The organism is Paenibacillus senegalensis JC66, from assembly GCF_000285515.1.
GTDB lineage: Bacteria > Bacillota > Bacilli > Paenibacillales > NBRC-103111 > Paenibacillus_L > Paenibacillus_L senegalensis.
Genome location: NZ_HE610959.1, coordinates 123,484 through 141,949, shown reverse-complemented (window position 1 = coordinate 141,949; position 18,466 = coordinate 123,484). Strand labels below are relative to the sequence as shown.

The following is an 18,466-nucleotide window of genomic DNA, read 5'->3' as shown; positions in this document are numbered from 1 at the left end:
CTTCAAGTATGAGCGAACGCCCGCCCGATTATGCAAGTGATGTGCAGAAGAGTTTCAACAGCTTCATAAATGAGATAAAATAAGTAAAAGCCCCTGGCAGGCCAGGGGCAGCTCGATTTCTCTTAGAGTATTAGTTGATAATAAATCAGTGGAGAGGTGTAGCATGGATCTATCGCTTTATGCCGGATTTCTCGCCGCAGCGCTGCTGCTGACGATTGCTCCAGGTCCGGATTTGCTGTTTGTCACAGCGCAAAGCGTCTCGTATGGTTTCAAGGCAGGGATGGCTACAGCGCTAGGACTCTGCAGCGGGTTATTGGTACATATTAGTGCAGCTTCATTTGGCGTATCCGCTATTTTGTACAAATCAGGTGTTGCCTTTCAAGTGGTGAAAGCGGCCGGAGCCTGTTATTTGTTGTATTTAGCGTGGCAAGCGTTGAGAGAGGGCAGAAAGAAGAACGGCAGCGAAGAATCAGGACCGGAGGTTCCCCGACTGAAGCCTGCCGCGTTATTCCGCAGAGGCATATTGATGAACGTGCTCAATCCGAAAGTCGCCTTGTTCTTTCTAGCTTTGCTTCCTCAATTTGTCGTTCCTAACGGTTCCAGTCCGGCTTGGCAGATGACCATTCTTGGAATGATCTTTCTAATACAGGCGCTAGTTGTATTTGCGATCGTTTCTTGGCTGGCAGGCACGATGGGGCAGGCTTTGAAAAGTAAAAGCGGGCAGGCCAGCTTAATTATTAGTAAGCTAAAGGCTGGATTGTTTGCCTTTTTAGGTCTCAGACTGCTGTTTACGGGAAAAGAACCGATCTAATCCGGACGGACTGCCGGCTTGTTTACATTGGAAATTCTTATTAAAAGAAGATGAATAAGCCCGATGACGGCAAAATATACAGTGCTTTTAAAGCCGGCGTGCACCCATTCCCATACATTCAGGGTAGGGAGGTAAACTATAGCGTGGGCACCTATCCAGAGGATGGCCGCCAGGTAAGCCGCGTACCTGAGTAAGGCTTTTCTGCGGTAGTAGGAAAGAGCCAGCAGAACCGCATGAACCGCACCTGCACTAATCAGCGTCCAATTCCAATGCTCTCCTGACCAATTAGTTCCCCAGAATAGTCGTTTAGCGGACGTAACGGAAAAGCTCCACTCCTCTGCAGGGAGGGATGAAGAACTCCATGCGAATTCGGTGTCGGTGACAGGCGTTAGCGGCAGGTTGGAATGGACTGCCGCCTGGCTTTCTGCCAGCTCCAGCAGAAGCCTCACTTGACTGTCACCTTCCCAGGATAATGCAGGGGTAAGGAAATATACATAAGAGAACACAGGCGTAAGAACTCCGGCTTCATGCCTCCCGCCAGGATCCAGGTAGCGGATTGTGAGCCATTTGTCCTCCATTGGCTGGAAGGTCAAGTGAAAGGAGGCTCCTTGGATTTCGGGTACCAGCAGCGTGCCGCTGCCGCTCTGGGAAAAGGCCGTACCGCTAACAGGCTCGTAAATAGTTTGCGCTTCGGGCTGCCAGTCCTTCATGACCGGGTCTATGTACCACTCAAGCTCAATAACGCTTTCCTCTTCCATAATAGAAAAAGATTCAATATTAATTTGAGGAGTAACGAACAGCACCGCTATATCAACAGCTTCATCCTTAAGATTGCTAAGTTTGTAGCGAATGATCACTTCTGCCTCCCCGCCATGCGGATAATAATCCGCGCGAAGGGGAGGCAGGCGAAATTTTACTTCCTCTTCCACAAGCTGAATGCCTGAGTCCTTGGTAAACTGGAGAGGTCCATGGCCGCGTGGGTAGATTTTTTGCGGACCACCGTTAGCCAGCGCCGAAATGGGGGGTAGGCAGAGACTGCAGAGGCAAGTCAAAGTTAGCATTGCGATCGAGAGAATAAATAATGCCGATCTTTTCATGGTTTCCTCTTTTCTGCCGGGAAGCCGCGCATGTCGCTTTGGCTTGCCATCGTCTTTATTCTTTGTTCAAATATAAAGCATCAGTTATCCTCATTCTCCGCATTGCGGCGGTCGATCGCTTCTGCCATTGTTTTATCAGTCAGGTGGGCGTAGATCTGGGTCGTATCCGGAGAGGAATGACCTAACTGCTCTTGAGTTTTATAAAGATCATTCTGTAAATAGTAGTCTGTGGCGAAGGAATGTCTCAGCTTATGTACTGACAAATACGGCTTGCCGAATCGCTTGGCGTATTTGATCACCATTTCCTGAATCGCGCGTTTGGTCATTCTCGAGCCTTCCTGCTTGCCGTTAGCTAAAGCCAAAAACATCGCCTTTTCCCGTTTGGCAGGCTTGTAGCTGTCCGCTCGAATTCGCAAATACTCGGTTATCTCCTCCACAGCCTCGTATCGGAAGTAAACCGGGGTTTTAAAGGTGTCGTCGTTTTTACCCTTTCGCAGTACATAGAGCACCTTCTTCTTCAAATCCACATCGTCCGTATTCAAATTGACCACCTCGGAAACACGCAGGCCGGAATGAAGAATGAGGCTGACGATGCATAAGTCGCGTATGCGATTCAATTGATAGAAATACATAGCTTGCTTGTTCTTGGCTATGTCCTCCCCATAACCGGAACGGATGTACTTCAGGAATTCGAAGATCTCATTCTCCTGCAATAGCTTTCCTTCCAGCTTGGCGGCAGTATCCTTCGGTTTATGTGTCCGTTTAATTTCAATCTTGGCCATCACATTTCTTTTCAATAAGGGATAGAAATGCTCATCCTCTGCAATTTGGCTCAAATAATGAAATAGAGAACGCAGGGAGGAAAGCTTGCGGGAAATCGTTGTCCGGCTGTTTGTTTTCTGCTTATGGGTGGCCAGAAACATCCGGTAATTGTCGATGCTGTCGATATGAAGCCGCTCCAGGTCTTCAAGCGGGATGTCCTTCATATCAGTTGCGGTGCTTAGGCCTTCGGCAAGCAGCCAAGATAAAAAGGTTTCATAGTCCCTTACATATTCAAGCAGGGAAGAGGGAGAGAGATCCGGCAGCTTGTAGTTAATGAACTTCTCGATGTACCAGGGCATGGAAGGGACTTTTTTGTCCAGCTCCTGACGGTCCTTTAATTTAATGACATTCAATTCGTTCACCTCAACCTAACCTATATTAAGCACAAGCATCCAAGTATGAGATTACCCATTCGCAATTCGTAAAACGTGAAGAAGATCAGCCTTCTTCCCAGTCCGCTCATTATAGAACTGATCATCCACGATCCGGTCGATATACAAGATCCCGTCCAAATGATCGATTTCGTGCTGAATACAGCGGGCCGTATAGCCTTCCGCTTCCAGCGTAACCTTTTCCCCTTGGCGATTCAAGGTTTCTACCGTAATCTTCTGAGCTCTTCTTACTATACCAGCATAACCGGGATAAGAAAGACAGGCCTCGGGTCCTTCCTGTTGGCCGCTGGCTTCTGTGATGACAGGATTAATCCATTCCGTTAAGCCATCGCCGCAATCCATAACGAATATTCTGCGTAAAACCCCGATTTGCGGCGCGGCAAGACCAGCGCGGCCTTCCTCGGCATACAGTGTGCTTCCAAGCTGATCCAGCCAACCCAGGACCTTGCCGGTAACAGCTTCGACCGGGCGAGATTTCTTTCTCAGCACAGGATCACCGAATGGAACAATCATTTTGGCGTTCATAAGCTTCCTTCCCTTCTGTTCAAGCACCTTTATTCGTGGATGGAGTGTGGACCCACAGATCGCTCGGTGTACACTCCAAAACTGTGCACAGTGCATCCAAAGTTTCGGCCTTCATCTGCTTGGGCTGTGTTTTGAGCAGTGCGCTGATGGAAGGAGCTGACAATTCATATCCTGCTTTTGTTTTCAAAAGTCTTCCTAATGCGGCACCGCTCCAAATTCCCCGTTCGGCCATCACCTGCCTAAGCATCCAAGTGAGCATAGATAGATACAACCTCCCAATTATAAAGTAATTTTTGTGCGAAACGTAATACAAAATGACGCTAGAAAAAAAGTTAATGCTGAAGTTCAACAGTAAAGTATTGCCTAGAAAAATTAGGTACTACCTAAAATAGGGTGTAAAAAAATTATAGCTGTATGCAGTTAGTAAAGACGGTAACACCCCGTATCGCCACCCGCAAATCCCCGCAAAGCAGCTAAATGATTGGACGAAGCATGCTTGACTTTGCGGGAGTTAGATTAACTGCTGCAGGATGCCTAATCATAGGAACTTTGCCATTTTAGGCCAGATTAAGCATCTGTATTTTCTTCGGCAGGCAGGTTTTGCTGTTTTTTCTTTTGCAGCTTGCGTTTGATGAGGAGGATGATTGTCAGAACAGCGGCTACGCCCAGAAAGATGTAGGTTAAATAACTGTTGATCATATTCTCAGCTGCACGTCCGTAAAAGTAGAACAGAATGCCGACAACATAAAATTTGGCCGCACGGCCGATAGCTGCATAACCAAGCAGCTTCCAAATGGAGAAGTTAAGACAGCCGGACAGAATAGTAAATACTTTAAACGGGACTGGTGTAAAAGCGCCGATAAGAATTGCCGCTTCCCCGTTGCGGTTAAAAAGCTGTTGGGCGGAGTCGATCCATTCTTTCTTTAAGATCTTGTATAAAAAAGAGGTTCCCAAGAACTTGCCTATTAAATAACCAAAAGGTGTTCCAAGCAAGCAAGCGATAAATCCTAGAGTCGCCAACCATATGGCTGAGGAAGGATTCAGCAGACTTAAGGATACTTGGAGGAAAAACGCGGGTATTGGGAAAATAATGGCGTCAATAAAGGAATGGATAAACAACCCCAGCGGGCCGAAGTCCATCAAAAAATCCAGAATGTTCTGTAGCAAAACAGGCTAACCCCCCACACTTGTCTATACAGTCAATAAAGCCTGCTTCCATTAGCTCTTTATTTCCGTACTATTTCATTATACCATCAATAAAGCGTATTCAATAGTAATGTGAAGTCACTTTTTTCAGAGACATAACAATTACAATAGTAATATGACCGTGGCAAAAACCTAGGTTTATTACTTTTTTTACATTCAAGTCAGAAGATGGTTCAGGGCGGCTTGTACACGTTTAGATGATGGCGGCTTCAGCAGCGGCGATTCTGCCCATGATCCTGCTTTTCTTTGCAGGCCAGAAATTTATCATCCAGGGGATTGCCGGATCCGCCGTGAAAGGCTAGTACGCCGCTTCCGCATTTATACCCGATTTTGCTTGCGGTATTGGGACGGATTAATGCCCATGCTGCGGGTGAAAATGCGGCTCAGATAAAAACCGTTGTCATAACCGCACTGCTCGGCGATTTGATCCAGGGTCAGCTCCGTATCTAACAGAAGTCCTGCGGCCCTGCGTATTCTTAAGGAACGAACGAGCTCGGACGGTGACATATGGAATTCTTTCTGAAACCTTCTTGTGAGCTGAGAAGGACTGAAATCAAGCAGATCGGACAAGGTGCGCATGCTAAATGGGGTATAGGCATTTTCGTGCAGCCACTGCATCGCTTTGTTCATTTGTTCATCATCTGAATGAATATAATCATCGAGCAGATCATGGTGAGTTCCGGCATCCCAGCCGTCACAGGCAAGCAGCCAAATGTCGTTCAGCACCCATTGCTTGCGCTCAAAGCTGCGCTCATCAACGGATAGATGCAGCTTGCGCAGGTAGGCGAGGTTGGATGCGAGGCGTTTGCCATCCACAGGATGAGCCTTCCAGGTGTCAAGTAACTGGCTGGCTTCCTTGCGGCTGGGATCCATGAGATTTGGCCGGGTATCACCACAATTAGGCAGATTTAATTCTTCGTTATCAAAGGCGAAGCCGAGAAAGTGGAGAGACAGGGGGGCAAGAGCTTCCCGTTCGAAAGGCTGCTCCGGAGGGCAGAACACCAGCTCTCCCGGCCCCGCCAGGCCGCTCTCCGAGCCAATACGGTAACGGAATTCACCTGACTCGACGGCAAAGGCTACCCACATAGGGTAGCTGTCCGAGAACATCTTGAACTGATCCTTGCGTTCCCAATAGGTATGGGATAACAAATGTAATTTTTTTTCCCAAAGGTTTGACATGCTCATGAAGTGCACCTCGGATTTGAAATGAAATAAAGTATATGCTTTATGCATTTTTATTGCATGTTCAAGTAGACTGGCTTTTGATTATGATGCAATAGAGTACCGGTAACAGGTGTCGTCAGGTTTGCCGTTTTGCTGTGGCGCTCTTATTTCTATATGTGTTTAGTATACCATGTCCATAAATGAATTTCGCTGTCTGCCGATTTTTTTGGGTGAAGCGAAGACCATGGGCCATTAGCGTGGAAAAGCGGCAGCATCAATCCAATAAAGGCAGGGAGAGAATACGATGAGAGAAGAACTTGTGCAATCGGATGTTACCGTGGTTGGCGGTGGTTTGGCAGGGGTTTGTGCTGCCATATCGGCCGCGCGGCTCGGGAAAAAAAGTCGCGTTGATTCAGAATCGTCCTGTACTTGGGGGAAATTCGAGCAGCGAGATTAGAGTTTGGGTGCTGGGCGCTACCGGACTGGGTGTCAACCGCTACGCCAGGGAAACCGGAATTATAGGCGAGATGCTGCTGGAGAATCAGTACCTGAATCCGGACGGGAACCCTTACTATTGGGATCTGGTTATGCTCGAAATGGTATTGAAAGAGAAAAATATTTCCCTTTTCTTAAATACAAATGTCCATGAAGTCGAAGCGGACGGGAATGAATCAAGCCGTAAGATTCGTTCGGTTACAGGCTGGATGATGGGATCGGAAAGAAAAATTACCTTCACCAGTCCTCTGTTTCTTGACTGCACAGGCGATGGCCTTGTAGGATTTCTCGCCGGGGCCAAATACCGCATCGGCCGTGAAGCCTATAGGGAATATCAGGAGAAGTGGGCGCCCGAGGAGTCTGATAATATATCACTTGGCAGCACGATGTTTTTCTACACCAAGGATGCTGGCCATCCTGTCAAGTTTATTCCTCCAAGCTTCGCCCAGGACATTACGAAGACCGCGATTCCGATGAAACGGGTGTTCAAAAGCGGAGATTCAGGCTGCCATTACTGGTGGATCGAGTGGGGCGGAGAAGCTCATATCGATACTCTCTATGACAACGAAAAAATCCGCGATGAGCTGTGGTCCGTCATTTATGGAATCTGGGACTACATAAAAAATTCCGGTAAATTCGATGCTGAGAATATGACGTTGGAATGGGTGGGCAGCGTACCGGGCAAAAGGGAATACCGCCGCTTTATTGGCGATTATGTGCTCACGCAAAACGACCTGGAAAAGCAAGCCAACTTCGAGGATTACATCGGTTTTGGAGGCTGGTCCATCGATCTTCATCCGCCGGAGGGGATGTACGCCTCCGACTATGTTTCCAAGCTGTTTTGTGTCGACGGTGTTTTTCAAATACCATTCCGCAGTCTGTACTCGGTCAATGTAGACAATTTACTGTTTGCAGGAAGAAACATTAGTGCGACTCATGTTGCTTTTGGAGCTACGCGGGTTATGGCCACCTGTTCCGTTATGGGCGAGGCAGCCGGGGCAGCCGCTGCGCTTTGTGTCGACAAATCCGTCACTCCAAGGCAGCTGTACCAAAATCATATCAAAGAGCTGCAGCAGACTCTGCTGCGCAATGATGCGGCGATCATCGGTCTGAAATACGAAGATCCGGAAGATCTTGCGAGCCTGGCTCACGTAAGCGCATCCAGTCAGCTTAAATGCTTGGAGGTTGCAAAGCCCGCCGCGAAATTCCACATGGAAAATGACGTGGCATTTCTCTTCCCGGTAAATCCCCATGTGAATGAGCTGGAGATTCTGCTGGATGCACATGAGGATACAGAGATGGTGGTTGAATTATGGGACACCGGAAGACCGGAGAACTATATACCGCATACTTTGCAGGTCAAAGATACGGTCCGGGTGAGCAAAGGAGACAGGCAATGGATTCGCGTCCGACTTCCGTGGAACCCTGAACAGCCTCAAAACGCATTCGTTATTGTAAGGGAAAACCAGCAAATTTCACTTCATCAATCTGACGTTCCGATGACGGGCGTGCTTTCCTTTATCCGTGAAAAGAAAGCGAACATCTCCAGCTTGTTAACGGCCATAGACAACGATCAGCCGGTGGTACAGTGGAGCATGAAGCCTTTTGTGCGCAAGCCGTTCTGCTTCAAGCTGCTCACGGAGACAGAGGCCTACCGGCCGGATAATGTCATTAACGGGTTCTTCCGGCCATACGGCTCCCCTCATATGTGGCTCTCGAATCCTATGCAGGATGGAGCCGATGAGTGGCTTGAATTACAGTGGGAAGCGCCGGCGACCTTCAGCCGCCTGGAAGTGATCTTTAATGATGATGTGAATGAGGATTTAGTCAATCTTCATTATAAGCGCACCCCGTTTGACGTAATTCCGGAGCTGGTGCAGAATTATGAATGGCAGGCGTGGGTCGATGGGATGTGGAGAATGATTGCAGAAGGAAACAATAATCGCAAAAGAAAAGCGGTTCATACTTTGGAGCACGATTGCACAACGGAACGACTGCGGCTGGTGGTCAAATCGACTAACGGTTCCCGTTTTGCTGAAGTAGTGGGCATCCGAATCCGATAGGCCTCCCGGTCCAATCCACTTTTACCATAAATTTGATAGCCTGGCAGCGGATAAATATCTGCAGTCAGGCTATTTGCATGAGCATTCGCGTAAATGGAATTCATCCATGACCGGCATTGCTATTTCAACACCATAAAATTAAAAAAGCCAGACATGACTTGTTTACTATCGGGGCAGAATATATTTCAATCATAGGATGTTTTGAATATAATAGTATGGAGACGAAGGTTCCGGCACATTTCATCCAAATGTCTAGAGAGCCGAAAGCGGAAAGGGAAATACCGGGAGGAACAGGGATGGAGAAAAGGATTTTTTTGATTGTATTAATTTTTACCAGCTTATATATGCTGCTGCCTTGGATAATTACGCGGATAATGGGGATCGGGGTCGTCCGCCGCTTTCAAGGCAATCGCCAATTGGCACTGACATTTGACGATGGGCCACACCCGGAGTATACTCCTCAGCTGTTGGACTTGTTGAAGAAGCATAATATGAAAGCTACTTTTTTTGTGCTTGCCTCCAGGGCCGAGCAGTATCCCGAGCTCCTGCTAAGAATGCATGAAGAGGGCCATCAAATTGGAGTGCATAATTACGATCACAAGAGCAATTGGCTCATGCTGCCTTGGAATGTGAAGCGCCGGCAGGTGGACCGGTCAGCCGACATTATCGAGCGCATAACAGGGTGTCGCCCAACCTGCTACCGTCCTCCGTGGGGGATGCTTAATTTAACCGATTTATTTTTGCTGAAAGATTACACTATTGTCCTGTGGTCTGTGATGACAGGCGATTGGCGGAGCAAAGTTGCCGAGAAGCGCTTGAAAAATTCAATGCTCGAAGGCTTGAAGGATGGAGCAATTGTGCTTCTTCATGATAGCGGAGACACCTTGGGAGCGAATCGCGATGCACCCCGTTACATGCTGCAAGCTCTGGAGGAAGTGCTTGAAGAGCTTCAAAGGCAGAGCTGGGCAACCGTTCGAATAGATGAATTGATGACGGCAGCTGCCACACCTGCTCACAATAGCAGACGTTTGCTGTTGGCTTTCTGGATGCTGTGGGAACGCTGCTTTGCCACTTTCTTTAATATCATTCCGGTTGATCAAAGCAATCCTCTGCTAAAAGTAAGGGTGAGAGAATACCGGGGAAGCCAGCCGATTCAGCTTGAAGACGGGGAGCAGATCTGCAAAGGGGACCGGATCGCTGAACTGCATCTCGATAATAAGCTGCTCTATCGTCTAGGCTCGAGCTCACGAAACTCCGTACACTTGGCCATCCAACTAATCCGCCGTACAGAAGTTTTACTTCCGCAGCTGCTGCTGCTAATGCAGAACGATCCGCAATACCGGGATGTCAAGGGGCTTTACGGCATTAGTATTATCCATCGGGGCACCAGGCAGCTCGGGTTTACGGTTCTGGATCTGCCAGAGGGCTTTTTTTCCAAGCTGACGCATTATTATTTAAGGTTTTTGCTCTATGTTATCCATCCCCAAGGGACAGAGCGTCTGAAAAGCCGGTCCGAGCTACTGACCCCCAAGATTATTGCGATCTCTAAGAAGGAACTGGAAAACCGCTACGCCGCTTAGGTAGGCGGTTTTTTTGCGTTACTCTTGATTCCTATTAATAAATGGAGAACATAATGAGTCAGAAGTATGACAAGTACCAATAAATGGTTGATTTACTTTGCATTTTACCCCGGAATGACTTAGTATAAAAGAATACTGCCGCTAAGGCGATAGGAGTCGGGACGTTGTGGATGAGATTATTCAGCAAGCTATAGACTGGCTGCTTGAGCTAACCCAGTTGGATGGTTATGCCATCATATTTATCACGCTTCCGCTGGCGGTAATCCAGGGATTCCTAGGTTTGTTTCCATTCGCAACGCTGATTATGCTCCACATCTCGGTGCTGGGCATTAAAGGCGGGTTATTATCGAGCTGGATGACTGGAACAGCGGCCGCGATTATCGTTTTTTTATGCTGCCGTCATCTGTTTTTCGGCCGGTTAAATAAAAAATGGAATGAGCGGTTAATGAAGTACGAGAAGTGGCAGCGCTATATGTCTTTGTACGGAGTGTGGACCATTATTTTTCTCCGTACTCTGCCGATTATGCCTAATAATTTAATTTCCTTTATGTCGGCTATGTCCCCAATTAGTATAAAGGCATATTTGGCTTCTTCCTTTCTGGGTAATCTGTCCCATATTTGGCTTTTTGGAATCATTAGCTCGTCCATTGTTTTTCCGGATACGAATATCCAGCTGCTTATTTATTCCTACATATTATTCTGTATTGTTCTAACCCTGCTGTTTGTCGCCTTACATTATAAAAGCTTCCGCAGGGGACATTCCAAGCCTATAAAATCTGAGCGTTATACGCATGAATAAGCATATAGGCCTTCATAATTTATTGAAATGATAACAAACGCTCTATATTATGGTTTTGCAAAGCTGTAGAGCAGATGAAAGGAAGTCTTAAGGTTGGTTAAATCAGGTATTATTTTTTTGCTAAGTCTAATTGTATTAAGCGGCTGCGGAGCCAGCACGCCAGCAGATACTGTTCCGTCTGCGAGTCCGACCCCGGGCACGCAAACTTCAGCCCCGGGCACACAATCTCCAGCCCCTCCTTCTCCGGGACAAGATGAGTCCAATGAGCAGCCCGGCGGCGGGGACAATGAGGCAGGGGATGAGGGGGATGGCTCTCTTGGAGAAGCTGAGGGCGGCCGCGTAACTCCAGAGGCGGTGCCTGTAGATACAGATCCCCACAGTGTGACAGTAATGGTCAACAAGGAGTATGGGCTACCGGAAGATTATGCTCCTACGGATTTGGTTTATCCGGACGTAAGGTTTACTTTTTCAGAGAAAATTGAAAAACGAATGCTCCGGCAGGAGGCAGCTGACGCACTGGAAGTCTTGTTCGCAGCCGCCGAGCAGGATGGCATCTATTTGGCAGGAGTCTCCGCTTATCGCTCCCATTCTACTCAGGCTGCTTTGTTTAAAAGGTACGTGGATCGGGATGGCGAGGAAAAAGCGAAAACCTATAGCGCCGTTCCAGGCCACAGCGAGCATGAAACCGGCCTCGCTATAGACGTAACCTCTAGTGATGGCAGTTGTGCGGTGCAGGATTGCTTTGGCGGCACGCCTGAAGCTTTGTGGCTTGCTGAGCATGCGCATGAGCATGGATTCATTATCCGTTATCCCGAGGGCAAGGAGCACATCACAGGCTATCAATACGAGCCTTGGCATTTACGGTATGTTGGTATTGAATTGGCAACAGAATTGCAGGCAAACGATTGGACGCTGGAAGAATATTACGGTGTTGTCCCCGTATCTAATTGATTGTGTATATAAGGCCCGGTCATGGCGACCGCGGCCTTTTTTGCTTGAATTCCCCTGTCTGCATTCCGTCCGTTATTCGGATGAATCCGATTATAATGCGCACACCTCAATCTCAAACCCCAAATCCTCTATCATTTGATGATCCTGGGAAGAACTCTGTCCCTCCTCAGTTAAGTAATCTCCCACAAATATAGAATTAGCGGCATAAAGTCCAAGAGCCTGCAAAGAACGCAAATGGAGCTCGCGTCCCCCGGAAATCCGGATTTCTTTGCTTGGGCAAATATAGCGGAACAAGGCGAGCACCTTCAGCGCATAACGGGGTGTAAGAGCAGCAGGCTGCTGAGCCAGGGGGGTGCCTGCAATCCGCATCAGGAAATTGACCGGGATCGAGTCGACGTCCAGCTCATGAAGCTCTCTGGCAAGCTGTATCAATTCCTGCTTCGTTTCTCCCATGCCGACAATACAGCCGGAACAGGGGGACAGTCCCGCTAGCTTGGCTTGGTTGACGGTTGAAACCCGGTCGTTATAAGTATGGGTGGTAGTGATCTGCGAGAAATGCTCCCTGGGCGTGTTCAGATTATGATTATAGCGGTCGACACCAGCTTCCTTCAGAAGCTGGGCTTGTTCGGCGCTTAAAATGCCAAGACAGGCACAAATTTTCAACGGCATGCTTTGCTTGATTTCCCTCACTGCCGCCGCGACCTGCTCTACTTCCCGTCTGCTCGGGCCTCTTCCGCTAGCAACTATGCAAAAGGTGCCAATTTGCTGCTTCAAGGTGAGTTTAGCTTCATTAACAATTGTCTCTTTGTCCAATAGAGAGTATTTGGCTATAGCAGCAGTCGAAACGGCGGATTGTGAGCAGTAGCCGCAGTCCTCGGGACAAAGTCCGCTTTTTGCATTCAGTATTCGGTTAAGCTTCACCTTCCTTCCAAAATAGCGCTTGCGAAGAATAAAAGCTCCCTGCAGGACTTCAAGCAATTCGTCGTCATGGGCTTCCAGAATGGAGAGCGCTTGATTATCGCTTAACGGCTTCCCGGCTAATACTTGATAAGCCATAGAGAGCCATGGACTGAGTCCATCACGGTTGGAGGTGGGGGTATGAGGGTAGGTTGACATAGATAAACTCCTTTCCATTTTGAGGGTATGTTAATTGTTAACCGTTAATTATTTATAATTGGTTAACATATTGAACCGTAGTGTAGCACAATTTTCCTTCTCAAACAATCGGCAGGTTTAAAAAATATAGTGAGACATCCTGCATCATCATACTGTAATGGAACGGGCTGTAATACAATTAACCGCTTACAGCTGCGGCTTTGCTAGCTATAGTTTCGCGGAATTTATACAGGCAGCCAAATATGTCTAAAAATCGTCAGAAAACTTTGAACAATTTTTCACAAAACCCCATTATCCCTATACATAACTGGCTTGATCCGGTTTAATAAAAGTAGAAGGGAAGCAGCAAGCAGGTCACATAACACCGCCATGAAGCTGCATATATGAGGCTTGGCAAGCTGCAGTTCCTTCACTGGGGTCGGCGTTTTTAATCCGGCTTCGTTAAGACTAGCAGTAGACTATGAATATATGAAGGATGTGAGTGGACATGAGAGTGCCTGTAGGAATATCCAATCGCCACATTCACTTATCCGAGCAGCATCTCAAGGAGCTGTTTGGACCATTTCATCAATTGACTAAATTAAGGGATCTGAAGCAGGTGGGGCAATACGCCGCAGAAGAGACGGTGACCTTGATCGGACCCAAAGGGAAAATAAATAACGTCCGGGTGCTGGGACCTGTCCGTAACCAAACGCAAGTAGAGGTTTCCAGAACCGACAGTTATCTTCTAGGCATAGATCCTCCCATTAGGGATTCGGGAGATTTAAGGGGAAGCGCAGGGCTCACGGTTGTCGGTCCCTACGGTGAAGTGAATCTGGATGAAGGGGTTATTCTGGCATTTCGCCACATCCATTTTTCTAATGAGGATGCTGAAAGGTTCGGCGTCAAAGACAAGCAGCTTGTATGTGTAGAGGTCGAAGGAGCCCGCTCGCTCGTATTGGAAAACGTGCTTTGCCGGGTGCATAAAGACTACCGCCTGGAATTTCATATTGACACTGATGAAGCGAATGCCGCCGGGCTGCGCAATGGGATGGAGCTTGAAGTCATCATCCCCGAGGACGAGAAGGAGCAGGCCATTTCTTATGAAAAGCTGCGCAAGCAGGAAAAGCAGCTTGTGCTTGTGCTTAATTGCGGAAGCTCTTCGGTGAAGTATCGCCTTTATGAGATGCCTACGGCACGGCTGATCGCTAAAGAAACGATACAAAATGTAAAAAGCAGCGAGTACGAAACGGTCCTCCAATCTATTGTTGACCGTTATTCATCCTACGCGATTTCGATCGTTTCCCACCGCGTGGTGCACGGGGGAGAAGCATTCAAAGGCTCGGTCATTGTCGACGAACAGGTTAAGCAAAAAATTAAAGAGTACAGCCGCTTTGCTCCCCTGCACAACCCGATCAATTTGCTGGCCATTGAAATTTCAGAAAAAATTCTGCCCGAGGCCATGCATGTGGCAGTGTTCGATACGGCATTTCACCAAACTATGCCGCCTTCCTCGTTTCTTTACGCCTTGCCCTACAAATATTACGAGCAGTACGGAATACGTAAATACGGATTTCATGGCAGCTCACACCGTTATGTAATGAATCGTGCGGAGCAAATAATGGAAACGCCGAAGGAGAAGCTGCGCCTCATCAGCTGCCATATAGGCAGCGGGGTCAGCGTAACGGCGATCCGGTACGGGGAATCGATTGATACCTCGATGGGCATGACGCCGTTAGCCGGTCTCGCTATGGGAACGAGAAGCGGAAATATTGATCCCGCGATTATCCCTTATATAGAGGAGATTGAAGGAACCGATTCGGCCGGCGCTATCGAAATTTTAAACAAAAACAGCGGGCTGCTCGGTATCTCCGGCGTATCTAGCGATTTGCGCGAGGTGACCGCTGGCGCGAAAGCTGGGATTGAAAGGTGTCAGCTTGCTTTGCAAATGTTCACCAGCCGTTTGCACAGCTATATCGGGCTGTATCTGGCTATCTTGAACGGAGTGGATGGTATTATTTTCACTGCTGGAATCGGGGAAAATCATGCGGAAGTAAGGCAAAAAATTTGTAACGGTCTCGAATTTGCAGGTGTCATCCTGGATCCGGAGGCTAACCGAAATATGCGCAGTGAAGGCTTTATCAGCAGTCCTTACTCCCCGATAAAAGTTATGGTGATTCCAACCAATGAGGAATGGATTATGGCTGCAGATGCTTATCAGCTTTATGTCAACAGTCCCGATTCAGAAAAGGGGATCCAGCAGGAAAAGGATAGGGAGCCAGTCAATGGTGAGGAGAGCCGTTTCGACAAGCCGCAGCTCGAGGTCGTCTAAGCGGAGATCGAGCGGATAGAGAAAACGCAAAATCTTTGCTAGTATAGCAGCTGCAGGCATTGGGTTTTCGTTCAGAGTAGTGTAAGCTAAAGGTAAGGATATCCTGAAAGCTGACATGAACAAGGAGGGATTAGCCATGCCTAACAACAAAGCTGCCCAAGGCAGGTCGGTTTCAGGCGCCAGACCCGAGAAGCGAACAGCAGAAGATCAACCCACTTTGAAAGATCGCTTGGACCCGGGTGTGATCCAACAATTGAAGGCTAAGGCTGCGGATTTGAAGGAGCAGGAGGAAGCGCAGGAACGGGAGAGGAAAAGGCAGGCAGCCGAAGCGCGAAAAGCTGAGCTTAAGCGATTGGAAAATGACTTTGAGCATCTTTTAAAAACCAGCAACCTGAATTGGAAAAAATTCAAATAACCAGCTGCTCGAGCGGCAGCAGGACTGTGAAGTTTAGCGGGCCTCCCGGCACCGGCTCTTACTATGTGAATGATTGCATACAAAAACAGGAGCCTGTCCCAAAAGAAGCTGGCATTTTAGTATGACATCTTAAAAAAGTCAACACCCGAGAATGCTGTAGAACCAGACATTCTTGGGTGTTTTATTTCAGTAATGGCAGCAACAGATGCTGTCATCTGTAAATTTGGCAATCTGGCCATTTGCGGGCAGGCGGCTTCGGCTTATACTCTATTTTACCCGGAAAAGATGTGCCCTCTAGTCTCTTTTTTGGGCTTTCGCTGCAATAAGAGCAAGCGACAAAACATCTATGCAGAGGTAGAGTGGAGGTATAGAGGATGACCTATTTATTACCCTATGTTAACCGGATTACTCCATATCCAAAGAGTGAACGTATTCCCGAAGATGGTGTGGTTCTCAAGCTTGACCAGAATGAGAGTCCTTATCCGCCGTCCCCCAAAGTACTAGAGGTATTATCCAATATGGCAGAGAATCGTATAAGACACTATCCCGATCCTTCCGCTATACTGTTAAGAAATCGGCTTGCAGAGATACACGGGATTCCGCCTGAACAAATTTTGTGCGGCAATGGAACAAGCGAATTAATCACTCTGCTATTTCGCGCATGTATAGGCACAGGTACGGTGGCAGCAGCTGATCCATCTTTTGCTCTGTATCCTTTGGCGGCACAGTTAGCAGGGGCCCATTGCGTAAAAATTCCACTGCGTGAAGATAATACCCTTGATATTGGAGCGATGGCAGCATCGGGGGCTGATGCGCTTGTCGTAGTAAATCCCAATGCCCCAACCGGGATTTTGACTGAAAGAGCAGAGCTTGAAGAACTCGCCTCGAGCTTTCGCGGGCTTGTCATTGTGGATGAAGCGTATATGGAATATGTAGATGGGGAAAGAGAATCGATGCTGCCGCTTTTGCAGAGCTTTTCCAATGTTGTTGTACTGCGAACTTTTTCTAAAGCCTATGCCTTGAGCGGAATCAGGGTGGGCAGCGTTTTTGCTTCAGCAGCGGTCATTGAAGGATTGGGAAAAGTGAAGGAACTCTATAATCTAGGTGCTGTTAGCCAGCAGCTCGCTCTGGCGGCATTGGATGACCAAGACTATATGAAGATGAACGTTAGAAAAACAAAGCAGACACGTGATCTGTTCAGCAGTTCTTTGAAGAATTTAGGTTTTCAGGTACTCCCATCAGAAACCAATTTTGTTCTGTGTGAACCATCAGCTTTCTCCCCATGGCTAACGGCTCAACGAATTCACCGGCTCTTGCAGGAACATCACATTTATGTGCGTTATTTTACAGCTCCGCCGTTACACACTAAACTAAGAATTTCGATAGGTACGGATGAGCAGATGGACTATGTGCTTAGAACCATTGCAAAGCTGGAAGCTTTATACTCGGCAAATTGAAGAGCGGAGCCGGGGAGAGGGTGACTTTGGATTGGGAAAAATTAGAACCCCAATCAGGACAGCGGTTGACTGGGCAGCGTTAAAATAAAGGTTGAGTTTTGTCTTCGTAACTTGTATTCTAGGAAAGTAGACTTTGCACAACCTGCGTCTGCCGGCAAGCGTTGGATATTACTTCCTAGCTGAACTTTTTGTAGAACGGGGCAAGAACACCTTGGAGCATTTGCAGGATATTATATCTCAATATGGTTATTGGGCCATTTATATTCTACTTGCGCTGGGGATTGTAGGTCTTCCGGTGCCGGATGAAATTTTAATGACAATCGTGGGCTATTTCTGCTCCATAAACATATTACGCTACAGCTGGTCACTGTTAATTGCTTTTAGCGGGACTATGACGGGAATGACCATCAGCTATACATTAGGAAAGAAGCTCGGCAAGCCATTACTTTTGAAATACGGTAAATGGGTTAAACTGACGCCGGCCAAGCTGAATAAAATCGATCGCTGGTTCAATAAATACGGCTTATGGACAGTCGTCTTCGGCTATTATATCCCCGGTATCCGGCATTTGACCTGCTACATGGCCGGAATCACCGGCGTCAAGACGCCAAGATATCTGCTGTTTGCGGCAAGCGGAGCTTTGGTCTGGTGCATAACATTTATTACGATCGGTTACTACTTTGGGATTCTTCACCATTAAACTGCCGATGTGGATGCCGATATGCAGCTTCTATCTGTGTTAAGAAAATACCTAAAGCAAGAGCAAGCCCCACTTAAGTGGGGTTATTTTCATTATTAGAATAGTTTGAACTAATCAATTAAGCGAATAAGGAAGTCAATGTGAAAGGTAGCCAGAATCCTATCCCTTTACTCTGAAGCTTATCTTCTTTAAGTTCCATTTATATAGGAGGGTATTGTTATCTCATTGACGAATAAGTAATGGAGCATTTTACAATTCAACAAATGAACCTGCACGGGCGAGACATTCATCCCTGGCATGGGATCAAATTGCAGTGTGGGAGCTGCATCCTGCCCTGCGAACTTGGAAAGGAAAGGTGGGGATGTGATGCATAGGCAGGTGGTAAGAATGACAGGGTGTCTAAATAGAAAAAACCCTCTGTCAACAAAGAACAGAAAGGCAGTGGTCATCAATCCTATTGTATCGGAATAAGTATTATGATATAATAGCTAAATCAAAAAAAGATATTTCACATTTTATTCTACCATGTTCCCTATAACATGTCAATGTGAGAATAAATATT

At 47.4% G+C, this 18,466-nt stretch carries 14 protein-coding genes and 3 pseudogenes; 10 read left to right on the top strand and 7 right to left on the bottom strand.

Going from position 1 to position 18,466, the window contains the following annotated elements; translation table 11 throughout:
* Positions 1 to 163: 163 nt before the first annotated feature.
* Positions 164 to 811, top strand: a complete 648-nt coding sequence (locus tag PSHG_RS12705) for a LysE family translocator (RefSeq protein ID WP_010273329.1) — start codon at positions 164 to 166, stop codon at positions 809 to 811.
* Here PSHG_RS12705 and PSHG_RS12700 read toward each other — a convergent pair.
* From PSHG_RS12700 to PSHG_RS29370, 6 genes are all read right to left on the bottom strand, one after another.
* The gene (locus PSHG_RS12700; protein WP_010273328.1) at positions 808 to 1,908 is read right to left on the bottom strand and encodes a hypothetical protein; all 1,101 of its coding nucleotides are present in this window, start codon (positions 1,906 to 1,908) and stop codon (positions 808 to 810) included. The genes PSHG_RS12705 and PSHG_RS12700 overlap by 4 nt on opposite strands.
* Before the next feature lie 80 nt (positions 1,909 to 1,988).
* The gene (gene xerS, locus PSHG_RS12695) at positions 1,989 to 3,083 is read right to left on the bottom strand and encodes a tyrosine recombinase XerS (protein ID WP_010273325.1); all 1,095 of its coding nucleotides are present in this window, start codon (positions 3,081 to 3,083) and stop codon (positions 1,989 to 1,991) included.
* Between the two features lie 51 nt (positions 3,084 to 3,134).
* Positions 3,135 to 3,647, bottom strand: a complete 513-nt coding sequence (gene def, locus PSHG_RS12690) for a peptide deformylase (protein WP_010273322.1) — start codon at positions 3,645 to 3,647, stop codon at positions 3,135 to 3,137.
* Between the two features lie 19 nt (positions 3,648 to 3,666).
* Positions 3,667 to 3,906, bottom strand: a complete 240-nt coding sequence (locus tag PSHG_RS12685; RefSeq protein WP_010273320.1) for a helix-turn-helix domain-containing protein — start codon at positions 3,904 to 3,906, stop codon at positions 3,667 to 3,669.
* A 308-nt stretch (positions 3,907 to 4,214) separates the two neighbouring features.
* The gene (locus tag PSHG_RS12680; RefSeq protein ID WP_010273318.1) at positions 4,215 to 4,814 is read right to left on the bottom strand and encodes a YqaA family protein; all 600 of its coding nucleotides are present in this window, start codon (positions 4,812 to 4,814) and stop codon (positions 4,215 to 4,217) included.
* A gap of 357 nt (positions 4,815 to 5,171) precedes the next feature.
* Positions 5,172 to 6,038, bottom strand: a complete 867-nt coding sequence (locus PSHG_RS29370) for a helix-turn-helix domain-containing protein (RefSeq protein WP_157213453.1) — start codon at positions 6,036 to 6,038, stop codon at positions 5,172 to 5,174.
* 283 nt (positions 6,039 to 6,321) lie between these two features.
* Here PSHG_RS29370 and PSHG_RS27520 point away from each other — a divergent pair.
* The 4 genes and pseudogenes from PSHG_RS27520 to PSHG_RS12650 all read left to right on the top strand — a co-directional run bounded on the left by PSHG_RS27520 (position 6,322) and on the right by PSHG_RS12650 (position 11,905).
* Positions 6,322 to 8,575: pseudogene (locus tag PSHG_RS27520) on the top strand (FAD-dependent oxidoreductase).
* A 296-nt stretch (positions 8,576 to 8,871) separates the two neighbouring features.
* Positions 8,872 to 10,155 carry a polysaccharide deacetylase family protein gene (locus tag PSHG_RS12660; protein WP_042122009.1) on the top strand — a complete coding sequence of 428 codons (1,284 nt, stop codon included), beginning with the start codon at positions 8,872 to 8,874 and terminating at the stop codon, positions 10,153 to 10,155.
* Between the two features lie 166 nt (positions 10,156 to 10,321).
* Complete coding sequence (locus tag PSHG_RS12655) at positions 10,322 to 10,954, top strand: TVP38/TMEM64 family protein (RefSeq protein WP_010273308.1); 633 nt, start codon at positions 10,322 to 10,324, stop codon at positions 10,952 to 10,954.
* A gap of 93 nt (positions 10,955 to 11,047) precedes the next feature.
* Positions 11,048 to 11,905 carry a M15 family metallopeptidase gene (locus PSHG_RS12650; RefSeq protein WP_010273307.1) on the top strand — a complete coding sequence of 286 codons (858 nt, stop codon included), beginning with the start codon at positions 11,048 to 11,050 and terminating at the stop codon, positions 11,903 to 11,905.
* A 90-nt stretch (positions 11,906 to 11,995) separates the two neighbouring features.
* Here PSHG_RS12650 and bioB read toward each other — a convergent pair whose 3' ends face one another.
* Entirely contained in the window at positions 11,996 to 13,021 is a 1,026-nt protein-coding gene (gene bioB, locus PSHG_RS12645; protein WP_010273305.1) for a biotin synthase BioB, read from the bottom strand.
* 487 nt (positions 13,022 to 13,508) lie between these two features.
* Here bioB and PSHG_RS31985 point away from each other — a divergent pair.
* The 5 genes and pseudogenes from PSHG_RS31985 to PSHG_RS12625 all read left to right on the top strand — a co-directional run.
* Positions 13,509 to 14,006, top strand: a pseudogene (locus PSHG_RS31985) (phosphate propanoyltransferase); the annotation flags it as partial.
* Positions 14,007 to 14,186: 180 nt separating this feature from the next.
* A pseudogene (locus PSHG_RS31980) lies at positions 14,187 to 15,224 on the top strand (acetate/propionate family kinase); the annotation flags it as partial.
* Positions 15,225 to 15,468: 244 nt separating this feature from the next.
* Positions 15,469 to 15,747 carry a YqkE family protein gene (locus PSHG_RS27515; protein ID WP_010273301.1) on the top strand — a complete coding sequence of 93 codons (279 nt, stop codon included), beginning with the start codon at positions 15,469 to 15,471 and terminating at the stop codon, positions 15,745 to 15,747.
* Positions 15,748 to 16,121: 374 nt separating this feature from the next.
* Positions 16,122 to 17,204 carry a histidinol-phosphate transaminase gene (gene hisC, locus PSHG_RS12630; protein WP_010273299.1) on the top strand — a complete coding sequence of 361 codons (1,083 nt, stop codon included), beginning with the start codon at positions 16,122 to 16,124 and terminating at the stop codon, positions 17,202 to 17,204.
* A gap of 211 nt (positions 17,205 to 17,415) precedes the next feature.
* Positions 17,416 to 17,904, top strand: coding sequence for a DedA family protein (locus PSHG_RS12625; RefSeq protein WP_026021350.1), 489 nt, complete (start codon positions 17,416 to 17,418; stop codon positions 17,902 to 17,904).
* Positions 17,905 to 18,466 lie beyond the last annotated feature (562 nt).